This is a genomic window from Sorangium sp. So ce145 (assembly GCF_051525985.1).
Lineage (GTDB): Bacteria > Myxococcota_A > Polyangia > Polyangiales > Polyangiaceae > Sorangium > Sorangium cellulosum_B.
This window is the reverse complement of the sequence record NZ_CP150315.1, coordinates 3,612,860-3,638,528: the sequence shown is the minus strand read 5'-3', so window position 1 is coordinate 3,638,528 and position 25,669 is coordinate 3,612,860. Positions and strand designations below refer to the sequence as shown.

14 protein-coding genes are annotated in these 25,669 nt (G+C 72.9%); 2 read left to right on the top strand and 12 right to left on the bottom strand.

Annotated elements, in window-relative coordinates; all coding sequences use genetic code 11:
• Positions 1 to 216: 216 nt before the first annotated feature.
• The 7 genes from WMF34_RS13935 to WMF34_RS13905 form a co-directional block, all read right to left on the bottom strand.
• Complete coding sequence (locus tag WMF34_RS13935) at positions 217 to 1,272, bottom strand: hypothetical protein (protein ID WP_437993575.1); 1,056 nt, start codon at positions 1,270 to 1,272, stop codon at positions 217 to 219.
• Positions 1,269 to 3,473 (bottom strand): hypothetical protein, encoded by a 2,205-nt coding sequence (locus tag WMF34_RS13930; RefSeq protein ID WP_437993574.1) that lies wholly within the window; start codon positions 3,471 to 3,473, stop codon positions 1,269 to 1,271. The genes WMF34_RS13935 and WMF34_RS13930 overlap by 4 nt, the downstream gene beginning before the upstream one ends.
• A complete protein-coding gene (locus tag WMF34_RS13925; RefSeq protein ID WP_437994634.1) occupies positions 3,470 to 4,915 on the bottom strand; it encodes a hypothetical protein in 1,446 nt (481 codons plus the stop codon). The genes WMF34_RS13930 and WMF34_RS13925 overlap by 4 nt, the downstream gene beginning before the upstream one ends.
• Before the next feature lie 289 nt (positions 4,916 to 5,204).
• Complete coding sequence (locus WMF34_RS13920; RefSeq protein ID WP_437993573.1) at positions 5,205 to 6,182, bottom strand: hypothetical protein; 978 nt, start codon at positions 6,180 to 6,182, stop codon at positions 5,205 to 5,207.
• Positions 6,183 to 6,712: 530 nt separating this feature from the next.
• A complete protein-coding gene (locus WMF34_RS13915) occupies positions 6,713 to 8,254 on the bottom strand; it encodes a hypothetical protein (protein WP_437993572.1) in 1,542 nt (513 codons plus the stop codon).
• 45 nt (positions 8,255 to 8,299) lie between these two features.
• Positions 8,300 to 9,925 carry a hypothetical protein gene (locus tag WMF34_RS13910; protein WP_437993571.1) on the bottom strand — a complete coding sequence of 542 codons (1,626 nt, stop codon included), beginning with the start codon at positions 9,923 to 9,925 and terminating at the stop codon, positions 8,300 to 8,302.
• A gap of 188 nt (positions 9,926 to 10,113) precedes the next feature.
• Positions 10,114 to 10,902 (bottom strand): helix-turn-helix domain-containing protein, encoded by a 789-nt coding sequence (locus WMF34_RS13905; protein ID WP_437993570.1) that lies wholly within the window; start codon positions 10,900 to 10,902, stop codon positions 10,114 to 10,116.
• Between the two features lie 146 nt (positions 10,903 to 11,048).
• Here WMF34_RS13905 and WMF34_RS13900 point away from each other — a divergent pair, with 146 nt between their 5' ends.
• Positions 11,049 to 12,011 (top strand): alpha/beta hydrolase family protein, encoded by a 963-nt coding sequence (locus WMF34_RS13900; RefSeq protein WP_437993569.1) that lies wholly within the window; start codon positions 11,049 to 11,051, stop codon positions 12,009 to 12,011.
• Between the two features lie 107 nt (positions 12,012 to 12,118).
• Here the strand turns inward: WMF34_RS13900 and WMF34_RS13895 are convergent, their stop codons facing one another.
• The 5 genes from WMF34_RS13895 to WMF34_RS13875 form a co-directional block, all read right to left on the bottom strand.
• The gene (locus WMF34_RS13895) at positions 12,119 to 13,744 is read right to left on the bottom strand and encodes a reverse transcriptase family protein (RefSeq protein WP_437993568.1); all 1,626 of its coding nucleotides are present in this window, start codon (positions 13,742 to 13,744) and stop codon (positions 12,119 to 12,121) included.
• Between the two features lie 440 nt (positions 13,745 to 14,184).
• A complete protein-coding gene (locus tag WMF34_RS13890; RefSeq protein ID WP_437993567.1) occupies positions 14,185 to 16,335 on the bottom strand; it encodes an SWIM zinc finger family protein in 2,151 nt (716 codons plus the stop codon).
• Positions 16,332 to 18,041, bottom strand: coding sequence for a hypothetical protein (locus tag WMF34_RS13885; RefSeq protein ID WP_437993566.1), 1,710 nt, complete (start codon positions 18,039 to 18,041; stop codon positions 16,332 to 16,334). The genes WMF34_RS13890 and WMF34_RS13885 overlap by 4 nt, the downstream gene beginning before the upstream one ends.
• A 119-nt stretch (positions 18,042 to 18,160) precedes the next feature.
• On the bottom strand, positions 18,161 to 19,282 hold the full coding sequence (locus WMF34_RS13880) for a Kazal-type serine protease inhibitor family protein (protein ID WP_437993565.1): 1,122 nt from the start codon (positions 19,280 to 19,282) through the stop codon (positions 18,161 to 18,163).
• A 141-nt stretch (positions 19,283 to 19,423) separates the two neighbouring features.
• Positions 19,424 to 20,062, bottom strand: coding sequence for a hypothetical protein (locus WMF34_RS13875; protein ID WP_437993564.1), 639 nt, complete (start codon positions 20,060 to 20,062; stop codon positions 19,424 to 19,426).
• 212 nt (positions 20,063 to 20,274) lie between these two features.
• On the opposite strand from WMF34_RS13875, the gene WMF34_RS13870 reads away from it, so the two are divergent.
• On the top strand, positions 20,275 to 25,590 hold the full coding sequence (locus WMF34_RS13870) for a sigma 54-interacting transcriptional regulator (protein WP_437993563.1): 5,316 nt from the start codon (positions 20,275 to 20,277) through the stop codon (positions 25,588 to 25,590).
• The last annotated feature ends 79 nt before the right edge of the window (positions 25,591 to 25,669 follow it).

Here is a 25,669-nt window from a genome sequence, read left to right as displayed (position 1 = left end):
ATAGCTGCTTGCGCGGCTCACGACGCGGTGCCCTCCGACCTGTGATGAATGGCTACATCATTTACACCTTGCTGACGGATCATCGGTTTCCCTTCGTCACAGAACCAGGTCGGCGACCATCGCGGCCCTCTTGCTGGCCGGCCCCAGCCGTCATTCCCCGGGCTTGATCCTGGCCCATAGCGTCACGACCTCCCGAGCGTGTTGCTCGGCTTCACGTCACGACATCAGGCCGAGCACGAAGATCGCATCGGTCCAGAGCGGCCAGAGGGTGCGGTACGGGTGCGTGGCCAGCACGACGCCGCCGCTCGGGAGGCGGCAAACGTGGAAGGGGGCGTGCTCTTCCAGGAAGCGGGTGTGCTCGCGCGTCGTGACGTCCACCCAGAAGGCGGGGGGGACCTCCCCCGCGGCTTCGTCCTTGAGCTGGCGGCGTAGCTCGAGGAGCTCGCGCGCCTTCGGCTCGGCCGCGCGCCACGCCTCGTCGGGCACCGCCGCGGCCTCGAGCGCTTCGAGCAGCGTGGCCGGCGGCATCGCGAGAACCTTCAGCACGGTCTCGCGCGAGAGCGAGCCCGTGAGCTCGCTCGTGCCTTTCATGGGCACGCGCGCGCCGCGCGGCGCGGCTTCCACCCGCGCGCGGAGCGCCTCCAGCGACGTGCCAGCGATGCGCGAGACGCTCTCCTTGTCATCAAGGCTTACCCACGAGAGGGCCAGATCGCGCGCGAGCTCCGCGGCGTTCGCGTTGTACGTCGCGCACATCTCGACCGGGGCGATCCAGTCCTCCTTGTCCGTGCACGCGCCGGTCGGCACGCGCCCGCTTGTGTCCGGCGCGCAGAGGCGGAGCAGGAGGTCCTCGATGTCGCCTTGGACCATATGGTAGGCGGCTGCGGCCTCGGCCTCCACGGAGCGGGGGCCCCTGCCCACGGGGACCTCGGATGGAAAGAAATCCCGGCTCTCGCATATTCGCAATTTGAGAGGGCCGCTGGAGGAGCGACGCTCGGATTCGTCGGTGTAACACGACAGTCCGACACAGATGACGCGCTCGGAATCGCTCAGCATCACGCCAGAGAGGATGTGAGCGTTGTTCGTTCCTTCGAAGTGGGCGCGGGTCATCGCTAGCACTTCGTCCACGGAGGGTGTCTCGCATCCTTCCTCGGAGCTCATCATCAGGCTGACAAGATCCCCCGGGATGACGATGACCGACAGTGCCGCGGCGAATGCCTCGATCCGTTTCGCCTCATCACACCAGGCGAAAAAGCAAGGCCCTGTCTTGCTCATAGTCGGATCACCATGATGGGCTTGTTGAAGTCTATCAGCGTCACGGTCTTGCCCGTGTTCGCGTTGAACAGGTAGCCGTCCCGTACCGTGAAGTTGGGGTCGTCAAACGTCGCCCCCTGCTCCATGATGAGCTCAACCCGCTCCACATCTCCGTCCAGCCCCTTGTCCTTCAGCGCCTTCATTGCGTTTGATAGCTGATGACGCACATCATCAACATAGATCTTTCCACCTTTTGCCTCGCTTATGATCAGCTTGTGCCCGCTGGATATCGACACGAAGTCAGGCGCCATCGCTTCCTTGGATTTAGGACGCGAGGTCTTCGGAATGCCGACCACGTCGCGCACGCCGTCGTCGCCCACCCCGACGAGCGAGCGGCCGTCGTCCACCAGGAACTTCGCCGCCTTCTTCTCGAAGATGTCCACTTTCTTCTGCTTCGTTACCGCCCCGCGAAGATTCTTGTATCCCCGGACGCGGTTCGTTTTCACGATCTTGGCGAAAAACTCCTCGATCTCGGCGATCTCCCCGGCCACCCGGATCGCCGCTGGCCGCAGTCCGCTGCTGGTCTTGACCGCGCGCCACATCGGCCCGATCGCCCCGAGCCCGAAGCCCAGCCCCGAGAAGATCCGCTCCTCGTCGCTGAGCTCCTCCCCCGACGGCAAGCACCACGCCTTCCCGGTCACCGCCTCGCACAGGTCGAGCGCCGGCCCGACCACCGGCACGAACCCCACCCCGATGCGCGTCGTCGCGTGCACCAGCGTCTGCATCACCTCCGCGTACGCCTCAAAGCCCTCGCCCACCGTCGACATCGCCCCCGCGAAGGCGCTGATCGTCTGGTAGAGCTGCGTCTGCTCCAGGTCGAGCCCGTCCCCCGTCCACTCGTTCAGGCTGTCCTTCATCTGGTCCGCCAGCACATCGAACCGCGGCTTGAGCACCGTGTCCACGTACAAGCGCAGGTCCGCCGGCACCGGCGTGTCCACGAACCAGTCCGACGCATCCATGTACCGCCGCACGAAGCCGGTGATCCGGTTCTGCGCCTTCAGGAACGCGTTGGTCTCCGCCAGCGACACGCCCATCCGGTCGCGCAGCGCGATCTCCAGCGCCGCGCTGTTGGCCCGCCACGCCCGCATGTTCGCCACGAAGTCCGCCCGCGCGACCACCACGTCGCCGCTCACGTCCTTCTCCAGCGCCGCGATCACGCCGTCCGCATACGCCGCATACGGGTCCCTCCCCTCGTCGAACGCACCGTCCACCTCCGCGATGTCCGGCACCTCGACCCACGGCACCTCGCTCTCCCCGAGCGCATACGCCCACGGGTCGTCCGGGTTCCACCCCTCGGCGCGCGCGTCCTGCGTCGCGAGGTCCGCCACCTCGTCGGCCTGCGCGCCGAACTCGTCCATTAGCCGCCCGAGCTCGTCCTCCAGGTCGCTGACGCTCTTCTTCAGGTCGTCGACGAGCTGCTCCATCGCCGCCCGCGTCTCCGCGTCGACAACGTCCTTGTACCGGTCGAGGATCGCGTCGAGGTCGGTCCGCGAGATCTCGTCCAGCGGCCGGTTCACCAGGTCGTGCAGCTCCAGATCGAGCTGCCGCAGCAGGTCCATCCGTGCCCTCAGGTCCGCGACCCTGGCGGCGTTCCGGAGGATCGCCTCCATCAGCTTGCCGATCGCGACCTCCAGCTCCGCGATGTCGCGCGCGAGCGCGGGGTTGATCTCCGCGAGGCTCAGGTCGACGTCGGTGTCGCCCTCGAAGCCGGTCCCGTCGCGGCGGATGTCGAAGAGCGGTTTGTTCAGCCCGAGCGGCTCCGAGACGAGGTGCACCACGTCGTGCGCGTGGGTACACCAGTCGCCGCCGTTCACGTGGACCCCGAAGTGGAAGTCGTTCGCGCCCATGCGCAGCAGCACCGAGTCGAACTCCGCCTCGAGCGTGTTGCTCGCGGAACCGTCGCCGTAAATCTCCACCGCGCCCGGGATCCCATAGGTGGGCAGCGGCGTCTGGTTCACCTCGAAGATGGCGGCGCCCTCCGTCTCCAGCTCGGGGTCCGCGCACGAGGTGGCGTCCTGGCGGCTCATCCACAGCACAGTGTATGGCGTGGTGGCCCAAGCGAACGATGGCGCCAGCACCGCCAGCACCGTGACCACCGCGACCAGCTTGTGGAACACGGCAGCGCTCCAGCCGCGCAGCGCAACGTCCTTCGAGCTTCTCATGTGCCCTCCGCGCCGCGCACGGCGGCGTCATACGCGATCGCGGCGCCCTTCACGTCACCCGCGTCGAGCCTCGCCTGCGCTGCGTCGAGCTCCGCCGCGCCCATCCCCTTCTCCCGCAGCGCCGCGAGGCCCGCCGCGATCTTCTCTGGCAAGCCCGTCCTGAGCTCGGCCTCCGCGGCGTCGAAACGCCCTCGGAGCGCCGCGCACCCCGCCTCGCGCCACGAGGACGGCGCCGCCTCGCAGAGCGGCCGCATCAGCACGACCGCCAAGAGTTCCCCGCACCGCTCGGACAGCAGCGGCAGCCCGAGCTTCTCGCTCATCGGCGGCGCCGCGGAGAGCGCCGCGACCCGCGCGCGCGCTCCCTCGCTGAACACCTCCGAGGCCCGGCGGATCCGCGACCGCGCGATCGCCCCTCGCGCCCCCTCGTCCGCCTGAAGGACTTCGAGCGCCTGCCGGCGCAGCGCGATCCCGCCGAGCAGCGCCGTCGCGGTCGCGTCGCTCCGGCCGACCCGCCGCTGCACATACCCCAGCATCGCGCTCAGCGAGCGCAGCGCCCCCGACGTCATGTCCGGCGCCACCGCGCCGTGCGTCGCAAGGACCTCCCTGTGCGGCGCAATCGCCTCGTCGAACGAGACCGCGAACGCCTGGAGCTCCGCCGACAGCGCCATCACCTCCTCGGCGAGTTCGCTCGGCGCGCGGCTCGCCTCGTGCGCCGCCGCGAGCACCGCCTGCTCCGCGCCGTCGAGCTCGTCGATCGCCGATCGCGACGCATTCGCCGAGAGCGCCACATACGCCGCCGTCTCCGCCGCCTCGGTCGCGCGGTAGGCGGCGAAGCGCGCCGCCGCGCCCGCGTACCTGGATTGCAGCGGCGCGACCTCGTCCCTGGCTCGATCGAAGATCGCTCGCACGGCGGCCATCGCCTGCTTGTCCGCCGCGATCACGGCGACGAGCGGCTCCTGCTCGGCGCTCGCCTTGCCGGTCATCGCCTCCTTGAAGTTCTCGGCTGCATGGGTCGGCTCTGCCCGGAGGGCCTCCTCCTGGCTGTCCCTGATCAGCCGGAGCAGCCTACCGAGCTCGCCGTGCAGCGTCGCCCGGAGCGACTCGGCGTGCTTCTTCTCGTCGCGCACGTAGGACACGACCCGATCGATGGTCCCGAACCAGGCCCTGAGATCCGCGTCGCTCGCGAGAAGCTCGTCGGGCGTCACGCGACCTGACCACCACGCCCACATGAATATCGGCAGCTCGCCGTCCGCCTCGGCCTTGCTCCACGCGCTGGCCGGGCCCTCGCTCGCGTCAACGCAGTGCTCGACAACGCCGGTATTCGGTATCGCGCAGATCGTCCCGCTCAGGGGCTCGTCCTCGCGATCCCACAGGCAGCCGGACGACGCTGCCCCGTACGTCAGAACGGCAAGTGCCGCCGCAACGATCGTCGCCAATCGCACCGTTCTCATCTCATTGCCTCCACCCCGCGATTTTTCTCGCCCGGGCACGCTCGCCCGCCCGTTCTTCAGGCGCAAGCGTCCTCACGAAAGCGGTGGGACATTGTTCGGCCGAGGAGCATGTTGGCCGGCCACGCAGATCCACGGAAATCCATGGGAAATGAATGCGAGCTGGCCACCGGCGAGGGTCCGCCCGTAACGTCGCCGGCGAGGGCGTGACAAAAAGGAAGAGGGCCCAGGTTGCAGCCTGAGCCCTCGGTCGACGCTCAGCTCCGATCAGAGCGCTCTCGGCTCAGGCCGGCGCGTCATCGCCTTCGACCGGATCCTCCTCGTCCGGCGGCGCGCCGCCGGCGCTGCCACTTCCGGCGCTGCCGCTTCCAGTGGCGCCGCCTCCTCCGCCGGGCGTCTCGGTCGCCTTCTTCCTGGTGCTCCGGCTGAAGAGCCGCCGCGTCGCGATGGGCACGAGGCGCGGGATGGTCGGATCCTGCTCGTTGGCGCGCTCGAACACCCGCACGATCTGCTCGAGGAGGATCAGGTTGATGCCGTCGGCCCGGTCGAGGTCGCCGCTCGTGACTTTCTGGCCTGCGGGGCGCGCAGCCGCCGTCTTCGCCGCCTGGGTGAGCTCCTGCGCGGCTTCTTCGAGGCGCTCGACGTAGTCCTGGTCGAGCCGCATCAGCTTGGCGCGCACGGCGAGGGGACCCTTTTTCTGCGCGAGGTAGCGCTTGCCGAGCGCGGCGAGCTGGGTGAGCCCGCGCGCGAGCGCGCCTGGATCTTCCGCGGTGCCGACCGCCTGCGCGAGCTCTTCGCGCGCCTCCTTGCCCGAGCCGGCGACGCCGCGCAGGACCTCGTAGGCCTGGTCGCGCAGGAGCAGCGCGCGCGAGTGCCGCTCCCGCAGCGCCGCGTCCGTCGTGGCGCGCGCCGCGTCCTTCTTCTGCCCGGCGCTCTCGTGCGCCTCGAGCAGCCGCTCCAGGGCGAGCGCCTGCTCGACCGCGAGCGCGAGCAGCTCCGGCGAGAAGCCGCGCAGCTTCTCCCGCTTCTCCTTCGACGCGCTCGACCAGCACGCGTGTGCCGTCGCGTAGAGACGGCGCAGATCGGTCAAGACGCGCGAGGAGGCGATCTGCCGCCCTCGCTCGACGAGCTGGGATTCGGTCGTGCCGTCGAGCAATGCCTCGATGATGCCTGGCTCCGGCTTGCCGAGCCGCTCCGCCAGGGATTCGAGCGTGGGGTCGTTGTCGATGGTCTCTTCGGGAGGAGAGATAGGTTTGGCCATCAGCGCAGGCTATGTGCACAGGGAGCGGGATGTCGAGGGGATCGTCTCGGCCCATGGCGCCTGCGAGCGCCGGAAGGAGCGTGCACGTAGATGACGACAGAGCGACGCCCTACGCGCTAGCACGCGGCGCGGAATCGTCGGCATCGCGGCGGAGGGCGTCGTCGTTCCGGGAGGGGGCCATCGTCATCTGAAGTGGACGTCGTCGTCATCCGCCCAGGAGCCATCTGCATCCGACCCCGAGACATCGGCATCGGGCCTGGGGCCCGCCGGCATGCGGCCGCAGCCCGCCGGCATCCGACCGGAACCCATCGGCATCGGGCGGCGAGCCATCGTCATCCGGCCCGGAGACGTCGTCATCGATGCTGGTACCCGCCGTCATCCAACGGGGGGTTCATCGTCATCCGAGGTGGAACTTGTCGTCATCCGGCGGAGACCCGCCGGCATCCGCTTGCCCGATGAGCTCCACCACCGCTTCCACCCGCCGGTTGCCCCATCCCGAACGAGCCCGACGGGCGCGATGCCGGCAGCGCTCACGGCGAGAAGCGGTACATCTCGACGGCGAACCCGTCGTCCCCCTTGTCGTCGTCCGGCTTGTAGGTCAGGCCTCCCTTGCCCGGAGCGCCGATCAAGAAGGCGACGTCCTCCAAGGTGAGCTGCTCCTCGTCCACGTAGGCGATGCCGATCGACGGCGCCCCTGTCCCGGCGCCGCCGTTGCCGCCGCGACCGCCCCAGCCACCTGAGCCACCGTCGCAAGCCCTACGATAGTCTCCCGGATGTTGTCCTATCCCTCCCCACCGCCCGCCAACCCCGCCGTCCTGTCCGTAATCCCCATCGCCGCCATCACCGCCGTCGCCCGTTTCGATCGCGACCTGGCGCAACGTCACCCTGGCGCCGTCGAGGGCGAGGATGCCGATGCTCGCGCCCCCATAGGCGCCCCCGCGGCCCCCCTGGCCGCCACATCCGCCGGCGCCGCCGGAGCCGCCGGAGGCACCGCCGCGCAGCGACGCACCGCACGCGGCCGAGCCGCCGAAAGAGCCTCCGCCCCCGCCCCCGCCCCTTCCGTTCCCGCCCTGCTTTCCGTCGGTTCCGCTCTCACCCACCCAGCCAGCTCGGCTGATCCGCCCGGGGCCGCGCCCACTCCTGCCGTCCGCGCCGATCTCCCCAGACTGCCCGTCTTTCCCGCGCTCGCACGCGGAGCCCTCCCGCCCCCCGGCGCCTCCGAGGCCGGCGCTGCGAGGGTTCGGCTCTGGAAGCGGCGTCCCATCGCTCCCGGCCTCGCCGCGATCCGCACGGCCATCGCCCCCTTTGCCGCCCGTGGACTCGGAGCCGTCCTCGCAGACGGTGGTGACCGGAGCGCCGCCAGGCACGGTGTCGGCCGAGCAGGCGTCGCCCCCTGGATTCCCGTCTGCGCCGTCGCGTGCGCGCTCGCGCGCGTCCGTGCGGAATCCATCTCCGGGGAGCCCCGCCCCGCCCTCCGCGACGATGATGTGGCTCCGGACCAGCTCCACCACCGCGTTCGACGCGACGCGCATCCCGATCGCCGTCTGGCCGGGCGGCATGCTACCGAACAGCTGGAAATTCATATCCGTGAGCGTCGTGACGCCGTCGTCGAGTCCCTGGCGCTCGCCCTCGTTCGGCACGATGGTATGCGGGTCTCCTACGTCGTGCGCATTCCAGATGCGCGTCCGCAGCGCGTCCCCCTCGTACCGCCAGCCGTCATCGCAATCGAACCCACCGTGGATATCGATTCCCGAGGGAAGGGTCACGCTCTCCCAAAAATTCGCTTGGTTGCACGCGAACACGCGGCGCCGGCCCGCGCGAGCGAGCTCGATCGCGCGCGCCAGCGAGTCCACCGGGCTCGCCATGGTGCCATTCCCTCCCTCGGCGAGGGAGTCCGCGAAGACACCGCACCCGTCCACCGCCCTGTGCGCGGCGAGCGCCTCGATGCAGTCGGCCTCCGCCGGTGCTGCCCCACCACACCACGCCCCGCCGTCGCAGCGGCCGGCCGTTCCACACCCCGCAGAGGCGAGCGCCAACAGCACTGTCGCCCCCATCAACGTCCTCTGGTTCATCGGTCTCCCTCGCGAATCGGCGATTCGAGTCGGATAGCCCGCGGTTCAGCGCGGCGGCTCCTCCTGGGCGGCGATTCCCGCAACCGTCCAGACATCCGCGACGAGGCCGTCGTCTCCTAGGCCGGACGGTGAGTCGGGATCGCCGCTCTTCCCTCCCATGCCCGCCTGGTTCAGCTGGACGACGGCGCTCTCTTGGAGCCTCACGTCGCCCAGCAGGCGGGCAACACCGACGGAGTACCCCCCGAGCCCGCCGCCGCCGGGGCCGCCGGCGCCGCCGTCCCCGCCACGGCCGCCATCGCAGGCATATTCGGGCTGTCCCCCGTTCATCCCGGCTTCTCCACCGTAGCCACCCGGCCAGCCGTACCCGCCGACCTGGCCGCGTCCGCCGCGTCCGCCGTCGCCACCATGCCCGAGGAGGATCCTCGAGTGCTGAATCACGACGACCGCGTTCACGGCGACGACCCCGATGCTGGAGCCGCCCGACTGCCCGCCCCCGCCCGCGCGCCCACCGCAGCCGCCGCCGCCGCCCGAGCCGCCGGATGCGCCGCCCTGGGGCTCCGTGCTCTGACAGACGCCGCGCCCCCGCGTGCCGCCGCCGCCTCCGCCGCCCTCGCCCGGTGTCCCAGGAGTCCCCGCGACTCCCCAGTCGCCGTGCCACCCCACGACGCTGACGCGCGCGGCGCTTCGCGCGCCGCCCTTGCCCGCCGCGCCCTGGACGCCGTCCCGCCCGTCCTGGCCCGCGGTACACGCGTCGGCGCCGGCTTCACCTAGCCCACCCGAGCCGCTCTGCCCGCCCTCCGGCGGATCGACCGCGGGCGTCTTATCGTCAACCGTCCCGTTCTCGCCGTCGCCGCCGGCATCGCGACGGCCGACGCCGCCGCGACCGCCGATGGACGTGACGCCGCCGGGGCAGAGTGTCTCCGCGGGCAAGGCGCCGTGCACGGTCTCCGCCGAGCAGACCGCGGCGCCGTGGTTCCCAGGCGCGCCGTCCTCCGCGACCTCGAGCGGGGCGTCCTCGCCGGGCGCGCCGGGCGCGCCGTCGCCCGGGATGAGCTCGCTCCACGCGACGTTCAACTCGGCGTCGTCCGCCACGATCAGCGCGATCGACGAGCCGCCCGGCTCGATCGCATCCGCCGCCACGAGCCGCACGCCGAACAGCAGCGACTTCCGGTCGATGAAGAGGTCCGAGAGGACGGCGCCGTGCGCATGCACCAGCACCGGCACGAGGCCGGCGGGCGGCGCAACGACGGTCGGGTGGTCCGCGCCGAGGTAGGCCCAGTCCTCGCGCTCGCAGGCGCGGCCTCCCCAGATCTCGACGCCCGACGGCAGGCGCACCGCCTCGTGGAAGTCCTCTGCGCACGCGTAGACGTGCGGCTTGCCCTCCAGCAGCGCCTTCTGGACCGCGTGCTGCAACGTCCTCACGGGCTCTTGCTTCGTCCCCGCGCGGGCGTCGTCTCCGTGGCCGGCGACGAAGACGCCGCACTCCTCTTTCGCTGGCGTAGTGGCGGGATCGCCGGCACACGGCTGCGGGGAGGACGGCGGCGGCTCGCAGCTGAAGGTCTCGGCGCAGTCGTCGGAATAACCGACGGCGGCGCCGCACGAGATCATCGCCCAGCTCAGCGCGAGAACGGTGATCGACGCTCCCGACGCTCCCGCGAGACGACGTTTCATGGCGCCGGACATTACATGGCCGCTGTACGAGCCTGCAACAACGCTGGGGCTGGAGGCGACCGGGAGCTGGAGAGGGGGAGCGCTCAAGGCATGAGAAAACACGTCGAGCTAAGGCAATGGGCGCCGGGCGGCATCGCCTGGACGTACGGCACCGCCACGGGCGGTACCGAGCGCGCCGCTCGCATCGATCAGCCCAGAAATGGGCCGAGAAGTCGCCTCGCGGCACCGTCGTCGGCCGCTCGCTTCACGAAGGCGCCCGGCGTGAGCCCGACGAGCTCCCGGAAGTCGGTGATGAGGTGCGCTTGGTCGTAATAGCCCGCGTCCCTCGCAATACGCGCCCAGTCCTTCGAGGTCGCTGCCATCCGCACGGCACGCTGCAGGCGAACGGTGCGCGCGAAATCCTTCGGCGAGACGCCGACGCTCTCGGTGAACGCACGGCGGAGATGCCGCGCCGTGACGCCCAGCCGCTCCGCCGCGCTCTCCACCCGGACCTCGCCTCCTTCGAGCAAGCGAACCGCGCGGCGCGCGAGCCGCGCCGATGCCGATTCGAACGTCTGGCGGGCACGAAGGGCGATGGCGCAAGACACTCGGTCGAGGAGCTCCGGCAGGCTGCGCGCCGCGAGCAGCTGGTCGCAGAGATCGCCGCCCGAGCGCCCCCAGATGTCTTCCAGCGGGACGATCCGATCCGTCAGCGCGTTCGCGGCCACGCCGAGGAGCGGCGCCGACCAGCCTGGCTTGAACTGGATGCTGATCGCCCGCGCCACGCCGCCGGCGTTCTTGAACAGCGCGCGCGTGCGCGGCCCCGCGACGCACACATCGCCTCTCCGGCCTCCCTCGAGCGCGCGGAAGACGAGCATCGTTCGTCCGTCGGGCAGCCGTTCATGACGTGTGTGCCCGCCCACCGGCAGGAGCGAGTGAACGCCCTCGACGAAGCGCGAGAGCGAGAACGTCGCCGCGGTGTCCGTCGTGTGCAGCACCGTCGCAGTGTCGCGCGCCGGCTGCGATCGTTCAAGCCGAGGCGGAGCGAGCGCTCCGAAAATGTCCGGTCCTTCCAATGAGAGAGCGGTGGCGGGAGCTACCAAGGCGATGAGCGGGGCCGAACCCCCGAAAGGAACTCCACATCATGAGCCAACCGACTCCCGCGGCGAACGCCGCCAGCGCACCCGCGCAGGTCTTCTCGATCCACCCCATCGCGCTGCCCGCTCCCGGCCGCCCCGTCGATCTCCAGGTGCGCGTCTCCGCGCCCGTGACCGGAAGCGAGCTGCCCATCCTGCTGCTCTCGCACGGCCACGGCCCCTCCAACTTCGTCTCGTCCCTCCACGGCTACGCCCCGCTCGCCAACCACTTCGCGGCGCACGGCTTCGTCGTGATCCAGCCCACGCATCTCGACTCGAAGACGCTGCCCTTCAGAGGCTCGGACCACCCCGATGCGCCTCTCTTCTGGCGCGCGCGCGCCGAGGACATGAGCCGCATCCTCGACCAGCTCGACGCGATCGAGCGCGCCGTCCCTGCGATCGCCGGGCGTGTGGATCGAAGCAAGGTGGCCGTCCTCGGCCACTCGATGGGCGGGCACACCGCGAGCGTGCTGCTCGGCGCGCGCCACGTGAATCCCCACGACGGAAGCGAGGTGAGCGTCGCCGAGCCGCGGATCAAGGCGGGCGTGCTGCTCGCCGCGCCCGGCCGAGGCGACGCCCTCAGCAAGTACGCAGCAGAGAACTACCCATTCTTCGCGAACATCGATTTTTCCACCATGACGACGCCCGCGCTCGTGGTCGCCGGCGACAAAGACGGCTCTCCCCACCTGACGACCGCAGGCGCCGCCTGGCACGCTGATCCCTACTTCCTCTCACCAGGCCCCAAGTCGCTGCTCATGCTGGTCGACGCAGGGCACGGGCTGGGGGGCGTCGCGGGCTACGACCTCGCCGAGACCACCGACGAGAACCCCGAGCGCGTGACTGCTGTCCAGCTCCTGACTCGGGCCTACCTCCGCACCGCGCTCTACCCCGGAGACCCCGCCTGGCACGAAGCACAAAGCGCGCTGGCGGGCGCAGCCAAGCCGCTCGGACGAGTCGAGTCCAAGTCGTGATGATCGAGCGCTCGCGGACGAGGCCTGACGAGCACTGGGCAGGCGAGTGAAGCATACGAACGTACCACGCAGCGAGCCGAACGACGCGGCACGAAGATGCGCCGCGTTCACCCCGTGAGCGCGTCGAGGGCCGCGAGCAGCGGCGCGGCCCTCTCGCGATCGATCATCTGCACATAGGCGATCCTGCCGCGCAGGTGCGCCTCGAAGTCCGAGACGCCGCTCCGATTCTGGGCGGCGAGCCCGGTCTTCTTCGCCGCGTGGAGGATCGCGCGCAGGCGGCGCACCTCCTCGCGCGGCGCCGAGGGCTTGTCGTTGACCACGACGCCCGTCACCACCTGCCGCCCGCCGGCGCGCTGGATACGGCCCTTGTCCGGGTTGATGGCAAAGCCCTCCTCCTCGACGATGTGGCGGACGCGGGCGAGCAGCATCGCGATGTCGCCGCGCTTGCCCGGGGGCGCCGAGAAGGTGAGGTCGTCCGCATACCGCGTATACGTGAAGCCCGCGCGGGCGCACATGCCGGCGAGGCGGCGATCGAGCTTCCGCGCGATCTGGTTCGAGAGGGCCGGGCTCGTGCAGGCGCCCTGCGGCAGCGCGCGATCGCCGACAGCGACCCAGTAGCGCTGCCCGTCGTACTCGACCGGCCGCCGCGGCGCCTCGGTGCAGAGCAGGGCGAGGAGCGTGGCCACCGCCGGAGAGTAGCCGAGCCGATGGAAGACGCCGCGCACCCGCGGGAACGTGATGGTCGGGAAGAAATCGGACAGGTCGAGGTTCACGACCACGTCGCGGCGCGTGTGCGGGCGCGCGTTGGTGACCGTGGAGCGGCCCTTCACGAAGCCGTGCGCGGGCGCCTCGACGGGCAGCTTCTCCAGGATCTCGCGCAGGACCCAGGCCTGCGCCGCGGCCAGGGATGCGTGGGGCGCCGCGAGCTGCCTCGTCCCGCCCGAGCGCTTCGGGACGTCGAAGTACACGTAGTGCGGGCGCTCGACGGCCTCGCCGTGAAAGCAGAGCCAGCGCAGGCGCGGGACGGCGACGCCGAGGGCCGCGGCCAGGTCGGCCGGGGTGGACAGCACGGGCAGCCCGCGCTGGGCGAGCGACTCGACGTGCGAGCGCCGGTCCGCGAGGCCCGCCGAGACGTCGGTGCCCAGGAAGAGGATGTCCTCGGCCCGGCGGCGCGCGACCGCCTCGGCCCGCTGCCGCTTGCGCTCGGCGCTCTGGCGCCGCTTCTCCTCCTTGCGCGCGAGCTTCTCGCGCTTGAGCCGCTCGATCGCCTCGTCGGCCGAGCGCGCCGCGACGGTGCCGGCGAGCGCCGCGGCGTCCTTGTGCCTGAGCCAGAGATCGCCGACGCGGTGGATCTCGGCGAGCTGCGCCTCGGTGAGCAGGCCGCGCAGGACAAGGCCCCGATCGATGAGGGCGGTGCGCTCGTCGCTCTGCGGCGGGATCGTGTCCACGCGGCCGATCCAGGCCGTCAGGCGCGGGTTGATCTTGAGCGCGCGCCTGCGCAGCTCGTCGGCGGAGAGGCCGAGGATCCCGCCGCCGTCGTAGGGGTCCGCGGGGCGCGGCTTCGCGCCCGTCGCGACGCGGGGCTGCCCCGCGCGGGCGGCCGGCTGCGTGGCGGCCGCGGGCCCGGCCTGCGCCGGCCGGGCCTGCTCGGCCTCGACCCCGCCCGGCGCTCGCTCGCCCTGCTCCGCCCCGCCCAGGCCGAGCATCGACTTCAGCTTATCCCAGAAGCCCATTCGACCGTTCCTCGGGACAGCACCCGGTCCAGGGTGGTGGGGTATTTACCCCACCTTGCCAGAATCATGGAACCGCCAAGACGCCATGAGACGCCAAGATTTTTTGTGTTTTTCTTGGCGTCTCATGGCGTCTTGGCGGTTCAAAAGACCCCACCTTCGGCCAAAGTACCCTATCACCCGGTCCAGCCCTCCAAGGAGGCCCGCCCGCCCGACTACTTGCTCGTGACCACGCCCGATCACCCAGGCGCCGGGCACCTGCGCGGTTCCAGGACCGTCAGGTCCCTCTGAGTGGAACCGCGCAGGTGCTAAAGGCGCCCAAAGAACATCGGGGGTGGGGATGCATGGAAGAACAACCTCCACCACGGCGGAGCGCCGCAGCATGTTGGGCTCGAGCGGACGGATCTCCTTGCAGGGCTGGACACTCGGATGCTGGGTGAACCTCACTTCGTCGATCGCCTGGCGACGAGCCACGCGAGGCCCACCACCGCGGCGGGGCTCGCCTTGAACTGGTCAGCGACGCGCCGGATCTCGGCCAGCACGTCCGCGTGGACCGGGAGCGTCCTGACGACCGGCGCGCGGAGCTCGCGCGCGCGGAGCGCCCGCTCCGCCTCCGGGCCGCCGAGCGCGAGCGCCTCGACCCAGGAGCGGCAGCCCTGGATGCGCTCGAACGCGAGATCCCACGACGCCTCGACGATCTCCGCGAGCCCCGCCCGCTGGGCGGCCGCGGCGCGCTCGATCTCGACGAGGAGCTCCGCGGGGAACGGCACGGCCTCGCCCCGCGGGGCGGCCGTCGTCGCCCGCGGGCCGCGCGAGCCGGCCTCCGCCTGCCCCGGCGGCTCCGGAGGCTGCAGCGACGGCGCCGCGTCACCGCGGCCGGACAGGTGGAGCTTGACCGCGAGCAGGTGACGGCACGGGCCCGCGCGCAGCCGGTTCTTGTAGAAGTACGAGCAGCTGCACTTCGCCTTCTTGATCGCGCCGTCGGTGTCGAGGAGCAGCTCGCAGCTCGTCGCCTTGGCCCTGGCCATGACGACGCGGCGGCCGCCGGAGAGGGTCTCTTCCCGCGCGATCTCCACGCCGCCCCGGGCGATGCGCCGGCCCTCCGCGAGCTCCGGGGGCTCGGGGCCGAGCAGCGCGTCGGAGAGGGCGACCGGCATCACCGGGCGGCAGCGATAACACTCCGCGGCGTGGTCGTAAACCACCTGCCCCTGCTTCGCGGCGAGGTGCAGCGCGCCGCGGAGCGCGCCGTCCGGCGCGCCCATCGACACGGCGAGCTCGCCGTAGGACGCGCGCCGCACCATCTCGAGGTGGCGCGCGACGCGGTCCGCGAGCTGCGCGTCCGGGGTGAAGGCGTCCGCCATGACGTCGAGGTGAGAGCCCGAGGTCCAGTCGTTCGCCGTCCAGCCCGAGAGCGCGAGGGTGAAGCGCATCTCGCCCATGAAGACGATCCACAGGCTCGGCAACCCGGAGCCGAGCAGCCGCACCTCGATGCGATCGGCGAGCGGCAAGAGCCGCGCGAGCACCGAGAGGCGGCGCCTCCCCCACACCTTGATCTCCTCGGTCACCTCCGCCGCCGGCGCGCCCCTCGGCGCCCCGGAGCGGTACGGGCCGAGCCCACCCGCGCCCGCCGCGGGCCCCACGGCCACGGGGACATCGTCGCAGGTGACGCCGCGGCAGGGGATAGAGACGCCCCAGGGGTCGAGCACCAGGATCGGCGCCTTGCCCGGCGTGAGCTGGAAGCGCAGGCTGCGCGGGCCCGTGCGCTCGCGGTGCCGATCGAGGTGCGCGAGCAGCGAGTAGACCGCCTCCACGGGGACGTCGATCCTCCGGCAGGGCAGGCACATCGCCGCCTGGAGCTGGCCGAAGCCGCGCAGCCACGAGGGAGGGAGATCGATCTTCTCCTCGCGGTAGTCGCCGCGGCCCTCCACCGCGACCTCGAAGCCGGTCGGATCGACGAGGAGCCGCGTCGGCCGGTAGCTGCGGAGCGTCTGGAAGTGCTCGTAGAGCGCGAGCGAGTAGTCGACGTTCGTCGTGCCGAGGCCGGCGTCCTGCGCGCCCCGGAAGGCGTCGCGATCGACCGAGAGGCAGCCGTAGCTCGACTCGTTCTTGGAGAAGCACTCGAAGAAGACGACATCGGGCGCGACGGTCACGACCGGATCGCAGGGGACGAGGTGGCGGAAGAGCTGCGGGTCGCTCCGCGCGAGCTCGTTCGCCCAGCGGACGCGCGCGCCCCAGTAGAGCTTGTGCATCTTCCGGAAGTCGGCCTCGAGGTTCGGCGGCCGCGGTGCGCTCCCGAGGCGCGCGAGCTCGGCCTTCATGGCCTCGCCGTGGAGCTCCCGGCGGAGCCGGGCCTCGCGCTCGGCCTCCTGCTGCTTCCACGCCTCGTGGGCGGAGCGATCCTTCGGCAGGCGCCGCAGGTCGCCCACGACGACGTCGTGGAGCGCGCTGATCGCCTCGCGGAAGCGCACCGGCCGCGCGAGCTCGCCGTCGAAGAAGACCCTGGGGCGCGCGAGGTTGGGCGCGAAGCTCAGGGCGGCGCCGCCGCCGAGCTCCTTCATGCCGCTCGTGCCGAGGTAGCGGAGATCGAAGCTCACGCCGCGTCCTCCCCCTCGAACAGCCGGAGCTCGGGGAGCCTGCGCGCGATGGCGTCGCGCAGCGCGGGGGCGCGGAACGCGGCGCGGGCGAGCGCCCCGAGGGCGGCGCGCCGCTCGGGCGCGCGCACACTGCGGAGCGCGACGCCGAGCAGCGGCAGGAGCGCGTCCGCCTCGCCGGGCCGGGCGACCACGCGGTCCGCGATCTGCCGGACGACCGCGCGCTTGTCGCGCGCGCCGCCGTGGACGGCGAGCAGCGCCGCCGCCCAGACGTGCCGCAGCGCCTCGGGCGAGAAGGCCGCCTTGCGCGCGGCGAGGTGCCGGATCAGGAAGGCGCGCGCGCCTTCGTGCGGCGTCTCGGCCAGCGCGGCCCACAGGCCGGTGTCGTCGCGGAAGCGGGCGTCGGCCTCGAAGAGCTCGAGCGCGCGGGCGCGGACGTCCTCGTGGCGGGAGTCGAGGAGATCGCGCACGTGCTCGGCCCGGCCGTGGGGCGAGCGCCCGAGCACCTCGACGAGCCACGCGACCGCCTCCTCCCGCACGCGCGGCGCGACCGCGGCCGCGAGGCGCGCGATCGTGTCGAGATCGGCGGCGGTCGCGACGGGCTTCGTCCTCGCCCAGCGGAGGCCGAGCTCCGCGACAGGCGCGGCGCGCGCGCAGGCGAGGGCCACGCACTCGGCGAGCGAGAGCCGCGAAGGCGAGACGTGCTCGACCACCGCCTCGCAGACGAAGGCGAGCGCCGCGGCGTTCTCGGTCTGGAGCAGCGAGAGCCAGTCCGCGATCGGCAGGCTCCCGAGGCCCGGGATCTGCCGGAGCAGGCCGGCGGCGAGGGTCCGCACCTCGTCGTGCGGGCTCTCGAGGAGCGCGCGCACGCGGGCGAGCGGCAGGCCGCGGAGCTCGGCGGCGTAGCCGCGCTCGAGCAGCCCGACGGCGAACGCCCGGACGGTGCGGCTCCTCGCGGCCGTGGCCAGGCGGAGCACCTCGTCGAAGGCGCCCTGCCACGCCTCGGGGTAGATCGGCGCGGGCTCGAGCTCGGCGAGGGCGGCGCCCTCCGCGAGGCGGACGCCGCGCGGGAGGCGCTCGAGGGCGGGCGAGCCCCAGTAGAGCGCGTGGAGCAGCCCCCAGGCGTCGAGCAGGCGCTCGGGTCTGTCGAGGTGCTCGTCGCGGTAGAGCGCGAGCGCGGCGCGGATCGCGCGGCCGTAGCGGGCGGCGTCGCGCCGGCCGAGCCGCCGGAAGTAGCGGAACGCGCGGCGCCGCAGGTAGTGGCGCGTCCGCATCGAGAAGCGCGGCGACGCGACGTCGCCCTGCGGGAGGCTGGCCGGCGCGCCGGTGTCGCTGACGAGGCAGGGCTCGTCGCTGGAGGTCCTGGTCACCCAGTCGTAGCGGGTCACCTTGACGAGCTTGCGGCGGACGAGGCGATCGAAGGCGACCATGAAGCGGCCGACGATCTCGTCATCTCCCGCCTGCTCGGCGAGTTTGTAAAGGACCTTGACGAGGCCGCGGTGGTGCGGCCGGTCGCAGCCGTCGTCGATGTAGCGGAGCAGCGCGCGGCGCGCGAACGGGCGCCGGTCCTCGTACCAGCGCGGGGCGAGCGCCTTCAGCTTCCGGCCCGCCTCCGAGGCGAGCACCTCGTCCACGAACCGGTCGTCGCCGGCCTCGAAGTGCTCGTCGAGGAGGAGCGTCGACGCTGTCTGGGATCGAGCGGCGCTCATGAACGGCAGGATGCTAGGGAACCGGCCCGGAGCCGGTCAAGGGCGGCGCCGCCGCGCCGCGCGTCGCGCGATGGGGGTGTCACGCGACGCGCGGCGCGGGCGGCGCCTACGATACCGCCTTACCGGCGCTCAGCGCACTCGCCCTTCGACGCGACCGACACGCCCGCCGAGGCGGCGGCGCAGGCGTTGCCGTACGTCTGGCCGTCGCAGCCGCAGACCGGGTCGTACTGCTCCGTGCACGCCTCCGGGATGGTCTCGCAGGTGCCCGTCTGATCGGCCGCGCCGCACATGGCCTCGATGCTGTAGTTGCAGAACTCGCCCTTCTCGCACGCGAAGCCCGCGATGCCGCCGCAGATCTTGCCGGGAGCAGGCGCGCACTCGCCCTTCGACGCGACCGAGACGCCCGCCGAGGCGGCGGCGCAGGCGTTGCCGTACGTCTGGCCGTCGCAGCCGCAGACCGGGTTGTACTCGAACGTGCACGCCTCCGGGATGGGCGTGCAGACCCCCGGCCCGTCCCACGCGCCGCACTCGACCTCGGGCGGGAAGTTGCAGAACTCGCCCTTCTCGCACGTCCAGCCGCCGCGGGTGCCGCACGCCTTGCCTTCCGACGGCGGCGGCGCGCACTCGCCCTTCGACGCGACCGAGACGCCCGCCGCGTTCGCCATGCACGCGTTGCCGTACGTGTTCCCGTCACAGCCGCAGACGGGGGCGTACTCCTTGGTGCACCCGCCCGGCGTGGGCAGGCAGGTGCCCGTCATGTCGCCCGCGCCGCACTGGGCGTCCGGCGCGAAGTCGCAGAACTCACCCTCCTTGCAGGAGAGGCCGAGGAGGCCGCCGCAGACGTCGCCCGGAGGAGGCGCGCACTGGCCGATCGACGACACCGACGTGCCCGCCGCGTTCGCCATGCATTCGTTGCTGTACGTGTTGCCGTCACAGCCGCAGACCTCCCTGAGCTCCTTCGTGCACACCTCGGGGATGGGCTGGCAGGTGCCCGTCTGATCGGCCGCGCCGCACATGGCGTCGAGCTCGTAGTCGCAGAAGAGGCCCTTCTTGCAGGAGAGGCCGAGGAGGCCGCCGCAGGCCTTGCCCTGCCCGCCGCCGCCCCTCACCTCCGCCGCGTCGGACGCGGTGCTGTCGTCGGCGATCTCCACATGACAGCCCGCGGCGAGCGGGAACATCGACAGCGCGAGCCAGAGGAAGGATCCGATACGGCTGCTCTTGATACGATTCTGGACGTTCATGGGTTCCTCCAAAAGAGCCCCGCCGTCACCGGCGAGGCAATAGACATCCACGAGCCCCTCCCCTCCAGAGGAAGGGCGCCTCGCGCCGCGCGCAGTAAGGCGAGCGCGGCGCGCGAGTTCGATGTTCGTCTCCCCGACCGCTCAGTCGGGGAGCGTCAGCGTCAGGACGCGGCGCCCTGGCTCGGGCGCCGTGACCTCGAGGAAGAGCACGTCCTCGCGCTCCACCCCTTCACCGTCCGCGCGCACCGCGACGACGGCGGACTCGCCCGCCGGCACCACGAACGCCTCCGCCGGGCTGAACCCGAACGGCCCCGCGCCGCGGCGCAGGCGCGGCGCGCCGATGGACACGTCCTCGGCGCACGTGTTGCGGACGACCACGTCGCTCTCGCCGACCTCGAGCGAGACCCACGAAGCGGGCTCGATCGTGAGGCAAGGCAGGTGCGCCAGCATCGTCTGCGCCGCGCTGATGGGCTCCCCCGTGAGCTGCAGATCCACCGGCTCCGACCGGCGCTCGCCCTGCTTCACCTGGATCCGCAGGACCTGATCCGTCGACGCGTCCACCGCGGCCACGAAGCTGCCGTCGCGGCTGATCTCCGCGATGACGGGCGCGTCCGCGCTGTCGAGGTTCGTCACCACGACCACGCCCTCCGCCGGCTCGACCGCGCCAGGCTCGCCCTTGAGGAAGACCTGTTGCCGCAAGACCTGGGGGTCGCCCGACACGCCGACGAGCCCTGTGTCCAGGATCGGCTCGTGGACCGGCGGGCTCGGCTGCGGGCTCACGACACAGCCGCCAACGAGCGCTCCGAGGAGCGTCGCGACGCGCGCGCCCCGCCGTCCTCGGTGTCCGTATGTCGTCCGCATCGCCATGCCGGCCATTAGAGCAAACCTGGTGCCGAATGAAAAAGGACGGAAATCGTCGTGAAATGCGAGGCACAAGTGTCTCATCGAGTGTCTCACTGTCTCAGATGGCACATCCATGAGACACTGCGCGGGTGAGCCAAGCCGAAGGGACCCTGCTCGCCCGCCGCTACCGCCTGATCCGCCCCCTGGGGCGGGGGGGCCTGGCCACCGCGTGGCTCGCGCGGGACGAGGCGCTCGGGCGGGACCTGTGCCTCAAGCTGCTCGGCCACGCGCGCACGGCGGAGCGGGCGGCGTTCCGCGGCGAGTTCAGGATGCTGGCGGGGCTCTTCCATCCGCACCTCGTCCGGGTCCTCGACTTCGGCATGCTGCGGGAGACCGGCGAGCCGCGCTTCTACTTCACGTCGGAGGCGGTGCTGGGCGCGCCGTTCGACGAGTACGTGACAGGCCGGCGCTTCGAGGAGGCGCGGGCCGCGATCGTGGACGTGCTCGATGCGCTGCGGTTCCTCCACCGCGCGCGCATCCGCCACGGCGACGTGAAGCCGGCCAACATCCTCGTCGGGGCCTCGGGGCGTGCGGTCCTGATCGATCTGTCCTGCGCGGCGCGGCTCGGGGGGAGGCCCGACGACGGCGTCTCCGGCACCCGGGGCTACCTCGCGCCCGAGGTGATCCGCGGCGAGCCGGCCGACGGGCGCGCGGACCTGTTCTCGCTCGGCCGCACGCTCGAGGCGATCGCGCCGCTGCTCGCGGAGCCGCTGCCGGAGGCGATCGGCGCGCTCGTCGAGCGCCTCGTGCGGTCCGAGCCGCGCGACCGCCCGGCCGACGCGGGCGAGGTGCTCGACTGGGTGGGCGCCGCGCCGCGCGCCGTGGCCCCGCCGCCGCCGGAGCCGCCCCACCTCGTCGGGCGCGATGGTGAGATGCGCGCGGTCGCCGAGGCGCTCGCCGCGCTCGAGCGAGGCGAGCGCGGCCCGCGCGTCTGCGTGATCGCCGGGGAGCCAGGCTGCGGGAAGAGCCGCCTCCTGCGCGAGGCGACGTGGAGCGCCGAGCTCCGGATGGAGGCCGTGGAGGGCTTCGCCAGGGCCAGCGCGCCGGTGGCCTCGATGCTGCGCCGCGCGACCGGCGAGGAGGCGCTCCCCGCCGGCGCGCTGGGCGCCCTGCGCGCGCACGAGCGCCTGACGCGGGCGCGGGGAGGCGACGCGGGGGCGGGGGCCGGGCCGCTGGTGCTCGTGCTCGACGACGCCGACGAGGTGAGCGGGGCGGACCGGGAGATGCTCGAGGCGCTCGCCCGCCTGCTCGGCCCCGAGGACCCGGTCCTGCTCCTCGCCGCCGAGCGCGTCCCGCACGGCGGCGGCCGGGCGCCGCTCGCCGCGGTGGCCGCCGAGGCGGGGCGGAGCGCGCGCGAGGTCGCGCTGCCGCCGCTCGGGCGCGAGGCGGTGCAGCGCTGGATGGACGACATCGGCCTGGGCGACGCGACGGAGGTCGTGCTGCGCGCGAGCGCGGGGTGGCCCGCCGATCTCGTGGTGATCGCGGGGCGGCTCGCCGAGAGCGGGGACGTGGCCGGGCTCGACGCGACGACGCCCGGGGCGAGCGCGCGCTACGCGCTGCGGCTGCGGGGCCTCGGTCGGCCGCTTCGGGACGCCGTGGCGACGCTGGCCGTGCAGGGGGGCGCGATCGCCGACGAGGAGCTGCCGCCGCTCGGGCTCCCGGTCGCGCACCTGGCCGAGCTCGCCGCCCGCGGCGTCGCCGCGCGCACCGCGGGGGGGTGGACGCTGACGCGCGCCGGGCCGATCGCCGCCCTCCTCTGCGCCCTCGGCGGCGAGGCGGTCCGCGCGGCGCACGCGCGGGCGGCAGCCGCCCTGCCGGCGCATGCCGAGCAGCGGGTGCTGCACCTCGCGCTGTCGGGCGACACGGCCGCCGCCGAGCGCCTGTTCCTCGAGCGCCGCGCGGAGCGCGAGGCGGATCCGAGGCCGTGGGGCGCGGCCGCGGAGGCGCTGCTCGAGGTGGCGACGTCGGCGGAGGCGCGGCTCGAGATCGCGTCCACCCTCCAGCGCGTCGGGCGCGCGGCGCGGGCGCGCGAGGTGCTGGAGCACCTGCTCGCGAGCGACGAGGCCGGAGGGCTCGGCGCGCGGCGCGCGCAGGCCCTCGTCCGGCTGGGCGCGTGCCTGCTGGAGCTGGGCGACCCCACGGCGGCGCTCGCGCGGCTCGACGAGGCCGAGCGGAGCGAGCAGGCCGGCGGGGAGGGCTCGGCGTCGTCATTCACGCCGCGCGAGCGCGCGGGGCTCGCCGATCTGGCGAGCCGGGCGCTCTTGCGGCTCGGATCCCACGCGGAGGCGCGCGCCCGCGCCGAGCCGGCGCTCGCGTGGTGCGACGAGCCGGAGGTGCTGGCGAGCCTCCACGAGGACGTCGGCGTCGCGGCGAGCTACCTCGGGGAGCGCCGGCTCGCTGGGCTGCACCTCGGGCTCGCCGCCGGGCTGCACCGCGATCGGCAGGCGCCGAGGGCGCTGGTGCGGGCGCTGTCGTACCAGGCGATCGACGCCTTCCGGGCCGGGGAGGTCGAGGCGGCGCTCGTCGGGTACCGGCAGGCGCTGGCGACCGCGGAGGAGCACGGGCTCGGCGACCTGGTCGCGCGCTGCAGCCTCAACGTGGGTACGGCGTGCCACCAGTCGGGCGAGCTCGGGGAAGCGCTCGCCGCCTACGAGCGCGGGGCGCGGCTCGCCTCCGCCCTGGGCCAGGCGGACCTGGTCCTCGTCCTCGATTTCGATCTGGCGAAGCTCTGGGCGGACGTGGGGGCGTTCGAGCGGGCCGCCCGCGTGGCCTCGCGGGTGGAGGCGGAGGCCGCGCGGCGGGGCGCGCCGTTCTTCGCGGCGGCGGCGGCCTCGGTCCTCGGGGACTGCGCGCTCGCGGGCGGCGACGCCGAGGAGGCGGCGCGCTGCTTCGAGCGGTCGCGGCGCGGCTTCGAGGCACAAGGGGCGCAGCGGGAGGTGGTGGAGGAGGAGCTGGAGCTCTGCCGGGCGCACCTCGCGCGGGGCGCGGTGGGGGACGCGCGGGCCGCGCTGGGCCGGGCGCGGGAGCACGGCGCCACCCGGGAGGCGCCCGACCTCGGGGCGCGCGCGGCGCTGCTGGAGGGGCGGCTCGCGCTGCTCGACAGCGAGGGCGACGGCAACCTGGGTCAGGGCGATTCCGACCAGGGCGGTTTCAACCTCGGTCAGCCCAACCTCGGTCAGGCTGGCCTCAACCTCGGTCAGCCCAACCTCGGTCAGGCTGGCCTCAACCTCGGTCAGCCCAACCTCGGTCAGGCTGGCCTCAACCTCGGTCAGCCCAACCTCAGTCAGGGCGGCCCCAACCTCGGTCAGCCCAACCTCGGTCAGCCCAACCTCGGTCAGCCCAACCTCGGTCAGCCCAACCTCGGTCAGCCCAACCTCGGTCAGCCCAACCTCGGTCAGGGCGGCCCCAACCTCGGTCAGCCCAACCTCGGTCAGGGCGGCCCCAACCTCGGTCAGCTCAACCTCGGTCAGGATCTCACCGCCGCCCGGGAGCGCCTCGAGCGTGCCCTGGGCCTCGCCGAGCGCGCGGCGCAGCCCGACCTCGCCGCGGACGTCCGCCTGGCGCTGGCCGAAGCCCACGAGCTCGCAGGCGAGCCGGAGGCCGCCGCGGCGCAGCGGGAGCGCGCGGCCGCCGCCTGGACCGCCATGGCGCGCTCGCTGCCAGAGGCGCTGCAGCACGCCTTCTGGACCCACCCCCGGCGCCGCGCGGCGCAGCCGGCGCGCACCCCCGCGGCGACCGAGGCCGCGGCGCCGCCGGCGGCGGAGCGCACGGCCAAGCTCGAGCGGCTCCTCGCGGTGTTCCGCAGGCTCAACTCCTCCGTCGAGATCGCCGACATCCTCGCGATGGCCATGGATGCCGCGATCGACCTCACGGCCGCGGAGCGCGGGTTCCTCCTGATCGAGCAGCCGGGCGGCGAGCTGCGCGTGGCGGTCGCGCGCAACGTCGACCGGGAGAAGGTCGGCAGGAGCCACCTCAAGTTCAGCTACGGCATCGCCGAGCGCGCGATCGCGACGCAGGAGCCCGTGGTCACCGTGGACGCCCAGGAAGATCCGCGCTTCCACGAGCACGCGTCGGTGCACGCGATGCGGCTCAGGTCCGTGATCGCCGTGCCGATCCGCTCGCCGGACGGCGTGCTCGGCGCGCTCTACCTCGACAACCGCTTCCGGCGCGCGCGGTTCGCGCCGGAGGACGTCGACCTGCTCCTCGCCTTCGCCGACCAGGTCGCGCTCGCGCTGCGCAACGCGCGGCTCGTCGACGACCTGCGCCGCCGCACCGTGGAGCTCGAGGCCGAGCGGCGCCGCGTCGAGGAGCTCCTGCGCGGCCAGGCCGCGGAGATCGACCGGCTGCAGGAGCAGGTGCTCGTCCGCCAGCAGGCCCTGGAGCACCGCTACGATTACGGCGCCATCGTGGGGCGCGGCCCGGCGCTCCGCGCGGTGTTCGCGACGCTCGACCGCGTTGTCGACGCGCCGGTCAACGTGCTCGTGACGGGCGAGAGCGGCACCGGCAAGGAGCTCGTCGCGCGCGCCATCCACTTCGCCGGCCCGCGGAAGAGCGGCCCGTTCATGGGGATCAACTGCGCCGCGCTCCCCGCCGCGCTGCTCGAGTCGGAGCTCTTCGGGCACGTCCGCGGCGCGTTCACGGGGGCCGACCGGGACCGGACCGGCCTCGTGGTCGCGGCGCGCGGCGGCACGCTCTTCCTCGACGAGCTGGGCGAGATGCCGCTCGAGGTGCAGGCGAAGCTGCTCCGGGTGCTCCAGGAGCGGGAGGTGCGCCCGGTGGGCAGCGCCGAGGCCGTGCGTGTGGACTTCCGCCTCGTCTGCGCGACGAACCGCGATCTCCTGGCCGAGGCCGCGCGCGGGCGCTTCCGGGAGGACCTCTACTACCGCGTCGCGGTGGTGCAGATCCGGCTGCCCGCGCTGCGCGATCGCCTGGAGGACCTGCCGGAGCTCGCGCTCCACTTCGTGCGCCGCGCCGCCGAGCAGCTGGGCCGCCCGGCGCCGCAGCTGTCCCACGAGGCGCTGCGGCGGCTCGGCCAGCACGGCTGGCCCGGCAACGTGCGCGAGCTGGAGAACGTGATCACGAAGGCGGTCGTGCTGTGCGACGGCCGCAGGATCGGCCCCGACGACGTGGACCTGCCCCGCGCGCAGGAAGGCGGCGGCCGCGGCGCGCCGCGACCGCCCCGCGACGAGCGCGCCGCGCTGCTCGCCGCGCTCGAGCGGACCGGCTGGAACGCGCTCCAGGCCGCGCGCGAGGCGGGCATGTCGAGGGCGACGTTCTACCGGAAGCTGCGGCGGCTCGGAATCGAACGGCCGATCGAACGGCCGATCGAACGGCCTATCGAACGGCCTATCGAATCGCCGATCGCACGCACGACCGAACGGCCGAAAGGCGCCCGCGACGACTGAGCCCTTCCTCCAGCGCCCCGAGCGCGAGCGCGGGCCCGATCGGACGCTGGCGACTGGCGCCCTGGACGGCGTCCGTCAC

What these genes read in the sequence shown, in the direction of transcription:
- WMF34_RS13910 (WP_437993571.1), bottom strand. Translation starts at nt 9,925, where the DNA reads ATGAAACGTCGTCTCGCGGGAGCGTCGGGAGCGTCGATCACCGTTCTC.
- WMF34_RS13935 (WP_437993575.1), bottom strand. Translation starts at nt 1,272, where the DNA reads ATGAGCAAGACAGGGCCTTGCTTTTTCGCCTGGTGTGATGAGGCGAAA.
- WMF34_RS13880 (WP_437993565.1), bottom strand. Translation starts at nt 19,282, where the DNA reads ATGAACGTCCAGAATCGTATCAAGAGCAGCCGTATCGGATCCTTCCTC.
- WMF34_RS13915 (WP_437993572.1), bottom strand. Translation starts at nt 8,254, where the DNA reads ATGAACCAGAGGACGTTGATGGGGGCGACAGTGCTGTTGGCGCTCGCC.
- WMF34_RS13930 (WP_437993574.1), bottom strand. Translation starts at nt 3,473, where the DNA reads ATGAGAAGCTCGAAGGACGTTGCGCTGCGCGGCTGGAGCGCTGCCGTG.
- WMF34_RS13920 (WP_437993573.1), bottom strand. Translation starts at nt 6,182, where the DNA reads ATGGCCAAACCTATCTCTCCTCCCGAAGAGACCATCGACAACGACCCC.
- WMF34_RS13895 (WP_437993568.1), bottom strand. Translation starts at nt 13,744, where the DNA reads ATGGGCTTCTGGGATAAGCTGAAGTCGATGCTCGGCCTGGGCGGGGCG.
- WMF34_RS13900 (WP_437993569.1), top strand. Translation starts at nt 11,049, where the DNA reads ATGAGCCAACCGACTCCCGCGGCGAACGCCGCCAGCGCACCCGCGCAG.
- WMF34_RS13885 (WP_437993566.1), bottom strand. Translation starts at nt 18,041, where the DNA reads ATGAGCGCCGCTCGATCCCAGACAGCGTCGACGCTCCTCCTCGACGAG.